Here is a 12,260-nt window from a genome sequence, read left to right as displayed (position 1 = left end):
ACGGACGCTTCCTTCGTACTCACCCTCTCGGGCTTTCCTCCGGGCGCTTCCCTTCGGTGTTTCCGACTCTATCAGATCTTTTTCCGATCCGATTTTCTCGGCGCTTTCCAGGTTTCCGCTTCCGCGTTTCCCTTTCCGGCGGCTCCGACTTTATCAGAGATTCTGAGTCGGATTTCCCGCCGGTTCCGGGAGCGTCCCCCGAAGTGCATGAAACCTTCGGGTTCCCGTCCTGGCGGAGCCGTAAACGTACTGGAGCGGGGCGCCCCGATGCAAATCGAGGTGCCCCGCCGCCAGTTCGCGCGCCCCGGGGGACGTGCGCGGGTCAGACCTCCACGACGACCGGGAGGATCATCGGCCTGCGCCGGTAGGTGTCCGAGACCCACTTGCCGAGGGTGCGGCGGATGAGCTGCTGGAGCTGGTGGGAGTCCGCGATGCCCTCCTGGGCGGACTTCTCCAGCGCCTCCGCGATCTTCGGGATGACCTCGCCGAAGGCGGAGTCGTCGATGCCCGAGCCTCGGGCCTGGAGGTGCGGGCCGCCGGTGATCTTGCCCGTGGTGGAGTCGATCACCACGAAGACCGAGATGATGCCCTCGTCGCCGAGGATCTTGCGGTCCTTCAACGCGGGCTCGCCCACGTCACCGACCGAGAGGCCGTCGACGTAGACGTAGCCGGCCTGGACCTTGCCGGAGATCTTGGCCTTGCCCTCGACCAGATCGACGGTCACACCGTCCTCGGCGATGACGATCCGGTCGTGCGGCACTCCGGTGAGGGCGCCCAGTTCGGCGTTGGCCCGCAGGTGGCGCCATTCGCCGTGGACCGGCATGAGGTTCCGCGGGCGGCAGATGTTGTAGAAGTACAGCAACTCGCCGGCCGAGGCGTGGCCCGAGACGTGGACCTTGGCGTTGCCCTTGTGCACGACGTTGGCGCCCCAGCGGGTCAGGCCGTTGATGACCCGGTACACCGCGTTCTCGTTGCCCGGGATCAGCGACGACGCCAGGATCACCGTGTCGCCCTCGACGATGCGGATCTGGTGGTCGCGGTTGGCCATGCGGGACAGTGCCGCCATCGGCTCGCCCTGGGAGCCGGTGCAGACGAGCACGACCTCGTGGTCGGGCAGGTCGTCCAGGGTCTTGACGTCGACCACCAGGCCCGGCGGGACCTTCAGGTAGCCCAGGTCCCGGGCGATGCCCATGTTGCGGACCATGGACCGGCCGACGAAGGCGACCCGGCGGCCGTACTCGTGCGCGGCGTCCAGGATCTGCTGGATGCGGTGGACGTGGCTGGCGAAGCTGGCCACGATGATCCGCTTGCGGGCGCCGGCGAAGACCTGGCGCAGCACGTTGGAGATGTCCCGCTCGTGCGGCGTGAAGCCGGGGACCTCGGCGTTGGTGGAGTCGGTGAGGAGGAGGTCGATGCCTTCCTCGCTCAGCCGCGCGAACGCGTGGAGGTCGGTCAGGCGGTTGTCCAGCGGCAGCTGGTCCATCTTGAAGTCGCCGGTGTGCACGACCATGCCCGCGGGGGTGCGGATGGCGACCGCGAGGGCGTCCGGGATGGAGTGGTTGACCGCGACGAACTCGCAGTCGAACGGGCCGATGCGCTCGCGCTGTCCTTCCGCCACTTCGAGGGTGTACGGGCGGATGCGGTGCTCCTGGAGCTTGGCCTCGATGAGGGCGAGGGTCAGCTTGGAGCCGATGAGCGGGATGTCCGGCTTCTCGCGCAGGAGGAACGGGACACCGCCGATGTGGTCCTCGTGGCCGTGGGTGAGGACGATGCCCTCGATGTCGGCGAGACGGTCACGGATGGACGAGAAGTCCGGCAGGATCAGGTCGATTCCGGGCTGCTCCTCCTCGGGGAAGAGCACTCCGCAGTCGACGATCAGCAGGCGGCCGCCATATTCGAAGACCGTCATGTTCCGGCCGATCTCGCCGAGGCCGCCGAGGGGCGTGACCCTCAGGCCGCCGTCGGGGAGGCGCGGGGGCGAGCCGAGTTCAGGATGCGGATGACTCAAAAGACTCTCCTCACCACGCGCGCCACGTACCGGTGGGCACGTGGCGCGCGTGACGTTCGTGCATGAAGCAGTTGTCATGGTGGGCTGCGGGCACCGGTGGCCCGCCTATTCAGTTGTCAGGCCTCGGGTGTTACGGGGTGGTGCGAAGTCTCGTTGTCAGAGCTGTACCCCGCCGGCAGCAAGATCGATCTTGAGCTGTTCGGTCTCCTCGGGCGTGAGCTCGACCATCGGAGGCCGCAGCGGCCCGCCGGGCAGGCCCTGGAGGGCGAGCGCGGCCTTGGTGGTCATGACGCCCTGGGTGCGGAACATCCCGGTGTACACCGGGAGCAGCTTCTGGTGGATCTCGGTGGCCTTCTGGACGTCGCCGGCGGTGTACGCCTCGACCAGGGCACGCAGGTCCGGGGTGACGACGTGGCCGACGACCGAGACGAAGCCGACCGCGCCCACCGAGAGCAGGGGCAGGTTCAGCATGTCGTCGCCGGAGTACCAGGCGATCCCGGAGCGCGCGATGGCCCAGCTCGCCCGGCCGAGGTCGCCCTTGGCGTCCTTGTTGGCGACGATCCGCGGGTGCTCCGCGAGGCGGACGATCGTCTCGGTGTTGATCGGGACGCCGCTGCGGCCGGGGATGTCGTAGAGCATGACCGGCAGGCCGGTGGCGTCGGCGATGGCCTTGAAGTGGCGGTACAGGCCCTCCTGCGGGGGCTTGTTGTAGTACGGCGTGACGGTCAGCAGACCGTGTGCGCCGGCCTGCTCGGCGGCGCGGGTCAGTTCGATGCTGTGGCGGGTGTCGTTGGTGCCGACGCCGGCCACGATGTGGGCGCGATCGCCGACCGCCTCCAGGACCGCGCGTACCAGGTCCGTTTTCTCCGCATCGCTGGTGGTGGGGGACTCGCCGGTGGTGCCGTTGACGATCAGGCCGTCGTTGCCTGCGTCCACCAGGTGGGCGGCGAGCCGCTGCGCGCCGTCGAGGTCGAGTGCGCCGTCCGCCGTGAAGGGCGTGACCATGGCGGTGAGGACCCGCCCGAAGGGGGTCTGCGGAGTCGAGGTCGGAGCCATGGGTAACACGCTACTCGCTGCTCAATGTGGGGTCTGCCCTCGGGGGGCGGGCCGGCGGGTGGTGGCAAGGGTGGAGCCCGGCACTGCCTGCTCGGGGGTTCAAGCAGTGCCGGGTCCGTTTGATCAGGCTAGATGAACTTCTCCAAACGCCGCAATCCGGACACTTCGCGCGGCTGAACCGTACATCTGTACCTCCCCGGGCGGGCGGTCGCCGGCTACGGCGCGACCCGACCGTTGGCGTTGAAGGCGGCGTAGGTCAGCGGCATGAGCCTCGCCCACTCGGCCTCCATCTTCTCGCCCACCATCTCGATCTCCCGCTGCGGGAAGGACGGCACCTTGGCCAGCTCGTGCTGGGTGCGCAGGCCGAGGAAGTGCATCAGCGAGCGGGCGTTGCAGGTGGCGTACATCGACGAGAACAGGCCGACCGGCAGGACCGAGCGGGCCACCTCGCGGGCGACACCGGCCGCGAGCATCTCCTGGTAGGCCTCGTAAGCCTCCCGGTAGGAGTCCGCCATGACCCGGCCGACCAGCTCCTGCTGGGCCTGGGTGCCCTCGACGAACCGGTACTTGCCCGGGCGGCCCTCCTGCACGAGCTTGCGCGACTCGTCGGGGACGTAGAAGACCGGCTCCAGCTCGCGGTAGCGCCCGCTCTCCTCGTTGTACGACCAGCCCACGCGGTGCCGCATGAACTCGCGGAAGACGAAGATCGGGGCGCTGATGAAGAAGGTCATCGAGTTGTGCTCGAACGGGCTGCCGTGCCGGTCGCGCATCAGGTAGTTGATCAGTCCCTTGGAGCGCTCGGGGTCCTTGTCCAGCTCGGCCAGGGACTGCTCGCCTATGGTCGAGACACGGGCCGCGAACAGCACGTCGGCGTCCGACGCGGAGTGCTTGACCAGTTCGACGGTGACGTCACTGCGGAAGCTGGGCTTCGGGTCGTCGGCGGGGGTGGCGGTCACGGCTCGGAGGGTCCCTTCCTTCACGGCTGACGGGCGGCGACCACTCTACGGCCCGCCTCTGACATCGGGGCGATCGGTGCCGGGGCACGACATCTTCGGTGAAGATCTGCGAATTCGGCAAAACCGGGCACCTTTTGGGACACTCGGTCGTCTGTATGGGTGAGACACCCCAGTTCGACCCCCGGAAGGAGTCGTACCCCCGATGCCCCGTCGGCGCGAGCCCGTACCGTTCGCCTTCGTCGCCGAAGCCGACCGGTTCCGCAGCAATGTCGCTCCCCCGCCCCGCGAGCGCGCGTCCACCGGCCGAATAGCCGGGCGCTGCCTGCTGGGGCTGACCATCGTCGCCGCGCTCGTGGGCTCCGTGATCCTGGGGACGCCCGCGCTGACCATCAGCCACTCCCCCACCGAGACGCAGCAGTCCCAGGTCTCCCCCGGACACTGAGCCGGTACGGGCCCGTGCCGCCGCGCCGGGGGCCTGCGGGCACCTCCCTGGCCCCCACGGGTGGTGGGCACGGACACAGGCGGATAGCCTCACCGGGCACAGCCCATGCATGGATTGAGTGAGGACCAGCCGTGCCCCTGTCCTTCCTGACGGCCGACCGCGCCTTCGACGCGGCGGACGACGTAGCGCTGCCGTTCGACGACCGCGAGCGCTGGCGGCGCCCCTACCGGCCCGGGCCGTGGCGCGTGGGGGCGGCCGCCCTCCTGCTGCTGCTCGCCTCCTTCGTGTTGCTCGCGGGGGTCGTCACGGCGCTCACCGCCACGGTGTCCTCCGCCGGTTTCTGCTTCGTCGTCGCCCTGGTCGTGATCGCCGGCGCGCTGCGGCTGCTGCGCATGGGCGTCTGGGTCGGCGCGCGCGGGCTGCGGCACGTGAACCTCCTCGTCACCCGTACGACGCCGTGGGCGCAGGTCGCCGGCGTGCAGACGGTGCAGCAGCCGGTGCGCTGGCTGGGGCTGCCGCGCACGGTGCAGGGACAGGCGCTGGTGCTCAGCCGCAGGGGCCGTGCGCAGCAGGAGCTGCCGCCGCTGCTGACCACGCACAACGCCGACTTCCTGGGGCGCGTCGAGGCGTTCGACCGGGCGGCGGACGCGGTGGAGGCGTGGGCGGAGGAGAACAGTAAGCTCTGACGCCGGCCGACGGCATGCCGCAGGGGCCCGGTCCGCACGTGCGGACCGGGCCCCTCCGCTTTGACGGGGGGTGTTTGCGGGTGTCAGGCGGCCTGCACCGGTTTGCCGTCGTGCAGGGCGATCGCCCGCTGCATCGCCTTGCGGGCGCGGGGGGTGTCGCGGGCGTCGTGGTAGGCGACAGCGAGGCGGAACCAGGCGCGCCAGTCGTCGGGGGCCGCCTCCGTCTCGGCCTTGCGCTGGGCGAAGACCCGGTCGGCCGAGTCGCGGTCGATGCGCCCGCTGGGCGTGCGGGCCAGCTCGTCGACGGGCAGGCCCCCTTCGGCGTCGAGTTCGGAGGCGAGCTGGTTGGCCCGGCGGACGAACTGGGTGTTCTTCCACAGGAACCACAGGCCGATCACCGGCAGGATCAGCACGGCGATCCCGAAGGCGACGGTGACGGGCGTGCCGTACTGGATGAGCATGACGCCGCGGCTGCCGACCAGGACGAAGTAGAAGACCAGGACGGCGGCCGTGACGAGATAGGTGATCTTCGCGCGCATGAGGGGCTTCGGGGGCTCAGTTCAGGTCGAGGAAGTGCTCCAGGCCGACGGTCAGGCCCGGAGTGGTCACCACGCGGCGCGCGCCGAGCAGGATGCCCGGCATGAAGCTGCTGTGGTGGAGCGAGTCGTGGCGGATGGTGAGCGTCTCCCCCTCGCCGCCCAGCAGGACCTCCTGGTGGGCGAGCAGTCCGCGCAGGCGCACGGAGTGGACCGGTACCCCGTCGACGCTGGCGCCGCGCGCACCGTCCAGGGCGGTGACGGTGGCGTCCGGCGCCGGGGCCGAGCCCGCCTCGGCCCGGGCCTCGGCGATGAGCTGCGCGGTGCGGGTGGCGGTGCCGGAGGGGGCGTCGGCCTTGTTCGGGTGGTGCAGCTCGATGACCTCGACCGACTCGAACCACGGCGCGGCGATCTGCGCGAACTTCATGGTGAGCACGGCGCCGATGGAGAAGTTCGGGGCGACGAGCACACCGGTCTCCGGGGACTGGGCCAGCCAGACCCGCAACTGCGCGAGGCGCTCGTCGGTCCAGCCGGTGGTGCCGACGACGGCGTGGATGCCGTGCCGTACGCAGAAGTCGAGGTTGCCCATGACCGACCCGGGGGTGGTCAGTTCGACCGCCACCTGGGCGCCCGTCTCGGCGAGGGTCTCCAGCTTGTCGCCCCGGCCGAGGGCGGCGACCAGTTCCATGTCCTCGGCGGCCTCGACCGCCCGTACCGCCTCGGACCCGATCCGGCCCTTGGCACCGAGGACCGCCACACGCAGCTTGCTCATCTCTTGCTTCCTTACCACCGACGGACGGACAGGGAATCAGGCGACCGCGTCGTGCAGACGCGCGGCCTGCTTGTCCTTGAGCGGGCCGATGACCGACAGCGACGGGCGCTGTCCCAGGATGTCCCGGGCGACGGAGCGGACCTCGTCCGGGGTGACCGCCGCCATCCTGGCCAGCATGTCGTCGACGGAGATCTGCTCGCCCCAGCACAGTTCACTCTTGCCGATACGGTTCATCAGCGCACCCGTGTCCTCCAGGCCGAGGACGGTGGAGCCCTGGAGCTGGCCGATGGCGCGGCCGATCTCGTCGTCGGTCAGGCCGTTCTCGGCGACGTGGTCGAGTTCGTCCCGGCAGATCTTCAGCACGTCGTGCACCTGGCTCGGGCGGCAGCCGGCGTAGACGCCGAACAGTCCGCAGTCGGCGAAGCCGGAGGTGTAGGAGTACACACTGTAGGCCAGACCGCGCTTCTCCCGGACCTCCTGGAAGAGGCGGGAGGACATGCCGCCGCCGAGGGCGGTGTTCAGCACGCCCAGGGCCCAGCGCCGGTCGTCGGTGCGGGCCAGGCCGGGCATGCCGAGGACGACGTGCGCCTGCTCCGTTCTGCGGTTCTGCAACTCGACCCGGCCGGCGGTGCGCAGGGTGCGGCGGCCGTCGCGCGGGGCGATGGGGGCGGCCTGGGTGTTCTTGAGGGCGCCGGCCTTCTCGAAGGCGGCGCGGACCTGGCGTACGACCTTGGCGTGGTCGATGTTGCCGGCGCAGGCGACCACCAGGTGGGTGGGGTCGTAGTGCTTCTTGTAGAAGCGCCGGATGCGGTCGGCGGTGAGGGCGTTGACCGTGTCGACCGTACCGAGGACGGGGCGGCCGAGGGGGTTGTCGCCGAACATGGTGTGCGCGAACAGGTCGTGCACGCAGTCGCCGGGGTCGTCCTCGGTCATGGCGATCTCTTCGAGGATCGCGCCGCGCTCGACGTCGACGTCCTCCTCGAGGATCAGCGAGCCGGTGAGCATGTCGCAGACGACGTCGATGGCGAGGGGCAGGTCGGTGTCGAGCACGCGCGCGTAGTAGCACGTGTACTCCTTGGCCGTGAACGCGTTCATCTCGCCGCCGACGGCGTCGATCGCGGCGGAGATGTCCAGGGCGGACCGGCGGGACGTGCCCTTGAAGAGCAGGTGCTCCAGGTAGTGCGTGGCGCCGTTGAGCGTGGGGGTCTCGTCGCGGGAGCCGACGTGCGCCCAGATGCCGAAGGTGGCCGAGCGCACGGAGGGCAGGGTCTCGGTGACGATGCGCAGGCCGCCCGGGAGGGTGGTCCCGCGGACGGTGCCTATGCCGTTCTGGCCCTCGATGAGGGTTTGGGTACGGGCGACGGCCCGCGCCTCCGAGGAGGTGCGGGCCGTCGCCTTGAAGCCACGGGACGTCACTTGTCGGCGTCGTCCTTCTTGTCGTTGCCGTCTTCCTCGCCCTCGATCACGGGGACCAGGGAGAGCTTGCCGCGGGAGTCGATCTCGGCGATCTCGACCTGGACCTTCTGGCCCACGCCGAGCACGTCCTCGACGTTCTCCACGCGCTTGCCGCCGGCCAGCTTGCGGATCTGCGAGATGTGCAGCAGACCGTCCTTGCCGGGGAGCAGGGAGACGAACGCGCCGAAGGTGGTCGTCTTCACGACCGTGCCCAGGTAGCGCTCGCCGACCTCGGGCATCGTCGGGTTGGCGATGCCGTTGATCGTGGCGCGGGCGGCCTCGGCGGACGGGCCGTCGGCGGCACCGATGTAGATCGTGCCGTCGTCCTCGATGGTGATCTCGGCGCCCGTGTCCTCCTGGATCTGGTTGATCATCTTGCCCTTGGGGCCGATGACCTCGCCGATCTTGTCGACCGGGATCTTGACGGTGATGATCCGCGGGGCGTGCGGGGACATCTCGTCGGGCCGGTCGATGGCCTCCATCATCACGTCGAGGATGTGCAGGCGGGCGTCGCGGGCCTGCTTGAGGGCCGCGGCCAGCACGGAGGCCGGGATGCCGTCCAGCTTGGTGTCGAGCTGGAGGGCGGTGACGAACTCCTTCGTACCGGCGACCTTGAAGTCCATGTCGCCGAAGGCGTCCTCGGCGCCGAGGATGTCGGTCAGCGTCACGTAGTGCGTCTCGCCGTCGATCTCCTGGGAGATCAGGCCCATGGCGATACCGGCGACCGGGGCCTTCAGCGGCACACCGGCGTTCAGCAGCGACATGGTGGAGGCGCAGACCGAGCCCATCGAGGTCGAGCCGTTGGACCCGAGGGCCTCGGAGACCTGACGGATCGCGTACGGGAACTCCTCGCGCGTGGGCAGCACCGGCACGAGCGCACGCTCGGCCAGGGCGCCGTGGCCGATCTCGCGGCGCTTGGGGGAGCCGACGCGGCCGGTCTCACCGGTGGAGTACGGCGGGAAGTTGTAGTTGTGCATGTAGCGCTTGCGGGTCACCGGGGAGAGGGTGTCCAGCTGCTGCTCCATGCGGAGCATGTTCAGGGTGGTGACGCCCAGGATCTGCGTCTCGCCACGCTCGAACAGCGCGGAGCCGTGCACCCGCGGGAGGGCCTCCACCTCGGCGGCCAGCGTGCGGATGTCGGTGACACCGCGGCCGTCGATGCGCTTCTTCTCCTTGATGACGCGCTCACGGACCAGGGTCTTGGTCAGCGAGCGGTACGCGGCGGAGATCTCCTTCTCGCGGCCCTCGAACTCGGGCAGCAGCTTCTCGGCGGCCAGCCCCTTGACGCGGTCCAGCTCCGTCTCCCGCTCCTGCTTGCCGGCGATGGTGAGCGCCCGGGCGAGCTCGGGGCGGACGGCGGCGGTGAGCGCCTCCAGGACGTCGTCCTGGTAGTCGAGGAAGATCGGGAACTCGCCGGTCGGCTTGGCGGCCTTGGCGGCGAGGTCCGACTGGGCGCGGCAGAGCACCTTGATGAAGGGCTTCGCGGCCTCCAGACCGGCGGCGACGACCTCCTCGGTGGGGGCCTCGGCGCCGCCGTCGACCAGCTTGATGGTCTTCTCGGTGGCCTCGGCCTCGACCATCATGATCGCGACGTCGCCGTCCTCCAGGACCCGGCCCGCGACCACCATGTCGAAGACGGCGTCCTCGAGCTCGGTGTGCGTCGGGAACGCGACCCACTGGCCGCGGATCAGCGCGACGCGGACGCCGCCGATCGGGCCGGAGAAGGGCAGACCGGCCAGCTGCGTGGACGCGGACGCGGCGTTGATGGCCACGACGTCGTACAGGTGGTCGGGGTTGAGCGCCATGACGGTGCAGACGACCTGGATCTCGTTGCGCAGGCCCTTCTTGAAGGACGGGCGCAGCGGGCGGTCGATCAGGCGGCAGGTGAGGATCGCGTCCTCGCTGGGCCGACCCTCACGGCGGAAGAAGCTGCCGGGGATCTTGCCGGCGGCGTACATCCGCTCCTCGACGTCCACCGTCAGCGGGAAGAAGTCGAGCTGGTCCTTGGGCTGCTTGGAGGCGGTGGTGGCCGACAGCACCATGGTGTCGTCGTCCAGGTACGCGACGGCGGAGCCGGCGGCCTGCTTGGCCAGGCGGCCCGTCTCGAAGCGGATGGTACGGGTGCCGAAGGGGCCGTTGTCGATCACGGCTTCGGCGTAGTGGGTCTCGTTCTCCACTAGCGTTTTCTCCTCGTCGTCGTCCTCCCGCCCGTGTGGCGGGGGACGGTGGCGGAGAGGCGCTCCGTCTGGTGCGGGCCGGTCTTCGATCGAAGCACCCGGGGTTCGCTTCTCCCGGGAGCCACTACCGAGGACCGGCGGCGGCGAGGTGCGCTCCTCCTCGTTCGTCATGCGCGATGACCTGCCGTGCCCTCCTCGGGCCGGCGTATCACGCCGTGTCATGGGTACTGCGTCGCTACCACACTACAAAGCGGCACCGACACTCCGCACGTCCCGTAGGTTCCGCAGGCACTCCGCACGTTCCCGTGCGGTCCCGTGCGGTCCCGTGCGGTCCGTATGCACGGCAAAGGGAGCGGTCCCCTGTCTCCCGGGAACCGCTCCCTCCACGACGTCTTACTTGGCGCCCGCCGCACCACGGCGGATGCCGAGGCGGTCGACCAGCGCACGGAAGCGCTGGATGTCCTTCTTGGCGAGGTACTGCAGCAGGCGGCGGCGCTGACCGACCAGGATCAGCAGACCGCGGCGGGAGTGGTGGTCGTGCTTGTGGGTCTTGAGGTGCTCCGTCAGGTCGGAGATCCGACGGGACAGCAGAGCGACCTGGACCTCGGGGGAGCCGGTGTCACCCTCCTTGGTACCGAACTCGGCGATGATCTGCTTCTTCGTGGCGGCGTCGAGCGACACTCGTACTCCTCGTGCTCTGTGAGTGGCCTCCGAGTGCCCCCGGTCTTCGTCTCGGGGGAGCTTCCGTTACTCGGGAGGCGGGGATCCGCTGGGCGCGGCCTCCAGGACCCGCAGGACTTCCTGCGGAGGCTCCGGGGGTGCGTACACAAACGGCCGTCACACAGGGTACCAGGCCGCCACGGCGCGATTTCCCCCGGTTCTCCGATCCCGCCGAGGCGGGCCGGCGGGCCACTAGGGTGAGCCCGGCACCGTTGGGCGCGTCTGGAAGGGGTCGCTGCGGCATGGCGGAGACGGAAGCGGAGATCAAGGCCCGCAAGGAGCGCGAGCGCGACGAACTGTACGCGCTCGACATCTCCGGCGTGCAGTGGCACTGCGCGCCGGGCACGGAGGAGCACGAGGAGCGCGTCGAGATCGCCTACCTGCCCGGCGGCGCCGTCGCCATGCGCTCCTCCCTCGACCCGGACACGGTGCTGCGCTACACGGAGGCGGAGTGGCGGGCGTTCGTGCTGGGCGCACGGGACGGTGAGTTCGACCTGGAGCCGGCGCCGCACAACGGGGGTCTCGCTTCCGAGTGAGGGGCGCGCGGGCACGAAAGGGGGCGGCACGTGCGCGTGCCGCCCCCTGTTCCTCAACCACCCTGGCAGATGTGGGTGGTTGTCGGGCTGGGCCTCAATGACCCTGCCGCGCAGGCCGGTTCGTGAGCCTTGGCGCCTCGGGGTCAGTGTTCACCTTCTGTACGACTTGGCCACGGATGTGTCCGGTTTGCTTGCGGATGCCTTGCTGTGTACGGCGATTCCGGGCAGGTTGTCGTCAAGTGGGCGGGCGCCGCGAGACGGATGGGCCTGCCGTGGTGAGTCTCCTGGTGATTAGGCTGGTACATGGGGGCGCGATGTCAGAACCCGTGGACCGGACATCGTCGTCACGGGGGGAATTCGGTGGATCGGACGACCTCGAACGACCAAGGACGACGAGAAATGGTCGCCCCCGCACGGCATTGAGGGTGCTCGACCACACCAGGAGGAACTGTGAGCAGCGATCGGGACGGGATCCGCGGGGGCTGGGCCACGCCCGGCGACGACCAGCCCGACGCGGCGTCCGCCGTCGAGACGACGGGCGAGTTCACAATCGACTACGCACCGCCCGCCTGGTACACGCAGAATGCGTCGAGCGGTTCGGGATCCGGGTCCGGGGCGGACTCCGGGGCGGGACGGGGGACCAACGCGGCTGGCGCGGCCGCTGGCCCTTCCTCTGATTCGCCGGCTTCTCCGGCTTCTCCGGGCTCCCCGGCTTCTCCGGGCGGTCCCGCGCGGCCCACTGCTCCGAGCGGTCCGGTGCCCGGGCTGACTCCGCCGCCGCACGCCACCGCGGCGCCAGGCGCTCCCTTCACGCCTCCTCCGCCCGCTCCGGGCGCGCCCTTCACTCCGCCGGCTCCCACGCCGGGCGCGCCCTTCACGCCTCCCCCGCCGCCGGTGGGGAGCCCGATCGCCGTGC

At 70.0% G+C, this 12,260-nt stretch carries 11 protein-coding genes and 1 pseudogene; 4 read left to right on the top strand and 8 right to left on the bottom strand.

The annotated features are described in order from the left end of the window. Positions 1-322: 322 nt before the first annotated feature. The 3 genes from ACFY4A_RS38325 to thyX form a co-directional block, all read right to left on the bottom strand. A complete protein-coding gene (locus ACFY4A_RS38325; protein WP_390833946.1) occupies positions 323-2,008 on the bottom strand; it encodes a ribonuclease J in 1,686 nt (561 codons plus the stop codon). A gap of 156 nt (positions 2,009-2,164) precedes the next feature. Continuing rightward, positions 2,165-3,064, bottom strand: coding sequence for a 4-hydroxy-tetrahydrodipicolinate synthase (gene dapA, locus ACFY4A_RS38320; RefSeq protein WP_390833945.1), 900 nt, complete (start codon positions 3,062-3,064; stop codon positions 2,165-2,167). A 215-nt stretch (positions 3,065-3,279) separates the two neighbouring features. Beyond that, complete coding sequence (thyX, locus tag ACFY4A_RS38315) at positions 3,280-4,020, bottom strand: FAD-dependent thymidylate synthase (protein WP_390833944.1); 741 nt, start codon at positions 4,018-4,020, stop codon at positions 3,280-3,282. Positions 4,021-4,222: 202 nt separating this feature from the next. On the opposite strand from thyX, the gene ACFY4A_RS38310 reads away from it, so the two are divergent. Beyond that, positions 4,223-4,462, top strand: a complete 240-nt coding sequence (locus ACFY4A_RS38310) for a hypothetical protein (protein WP_390833943.1) — start codon at positions 4,223-4,225, stop codon at positions 4,460-4,462. Positions 4,463-4,593: 131 nt separating this feature from the next. Next, entirely contained in the window at positions 4,594-5,148 is a 555-nt protein-coding gene (locus ACFY4A_RS38305) for a hypothetical protein (RefSeq protein WP_390833942.1), read from the top strand. Positions 5,149-5,231: 83 nt separating this feature from the next. On the opposite strand, the gene ACFY4A_RS38300 is transcribed toward ACFY4A_RS38305, so the two are convergent. The 5 genes from ACFY4A_RS38300 to rpsO all read right to left on the bottom strand — a co-directional run bounded on the left by ACFY4A_RS38300 (position 5,232) and on the right by rpsO (position 10,769). Beyond that, on the bottom strand, positions 5,232-5,687 hold the full coding sequence (locus ACFY4A_RS38300; RefSeq protein ID WP_390833941.1) for a hypothetical protein: 456 nt from the start codon (positions 5,685-5,687) through the stop codon (positions 5,232-5,234). A 16-nt stretch (positions 5,688-5,703) separates the two neighbouring features. Further along, positions 5,704-6,456, bottom strand: a complete 753-nt coding sequence (dapB, locus tag ACFY4A_RS38295; protein ID WP_390833940.1) for a 4-hydroxy-tetrahydrodipicolinate reductase — start codon at positions 6,454-6,456, stop codon at positions 5,704-5,706. 36 nt (positions 6,457-6,492) lie between these two features. Then, complete coding sequence (locus ACFY4A_RS38290; protein WP_390833939.1) at positions 6,493-7,872, bottom strand: M16 family metallopeptidase; 1,380 nt, start codon at positions 7,870-7,872, stop codon at positions 6,493-6,495. Next, the gene (locus tag ACFY4A_RS38285; RefSeq protein ID WP_390833938.1) at positions 7,869-10,088 is read right to left on the bottom strand and encodes a polyribonucleotide nucleotidyltransferase; all 2,220 of its coding nucleotides are present in this window, start codon (positions 10,086-10,088) and stop codon (positions 7,869-7,871) included. The genes ACFY4A_RS38290 and ACFY4A_RS38285 overlap by 4 nt, the downstream gene beginning before the upstream one ends. 393 nt (positions 10,089-10,481) lie before the next feature. Next, positions 10,482-10,769, bottom strand: a complete 288-nt coding sequence (rpsO, locus tag ACFY4A_RS38280; RefSeq protein ID WP_003997419.1) for a 30S ribosomal protein S15 — start codon at positions 10,767-10,769, stop codon at positions 10,482-10,484. Between the two features lie 281 nt (positions 10,770-11,050). On the opposite strand from rpsO, the gene ACFY4A_RS38275 reads away from it, so the two are divergent. Together ACFY4A_RS38275 and ACFY4A_RS38270 are read left to right on the top strand one after the other, a co-directional pair. Next, positions 11,051-11,344 (top strand): DUF397 domain-containing protein, encoded by a 294-nt coding sequence (locus tag ACFY4A_RS38275; RefSeq protein WP_376409021.1) that lies wholly within the window; start codon positions 11,051-11,053, stop codon positions 11,342-11,344. 450 nt (positions 11,345-11,794) lie between these two features. Further along, positions 11,795-11,926, top strand: a pseudogene (locus tag ACFY4A_RS38270) (SCO5717 family growth-regulating ATPase); the annotation flags it as partial. Positions 11,927-12,260 lie beyond the last annotated feature (334 nt).

Source organism: Streptomyces sp. NPDC001292 (assembly GCF_042896465.1).
In the GTDB taxonomy this organism is placed as follows: Bacteria; Actinomycetota; Actinomycetes; order Streptomycetales; family Streptomycetaceae; genus Streptomyces.
Note: the sequence above shows the minus strand (reverse complement) of the source record. Positions and strands in the feature narration are given on the sequence as shown.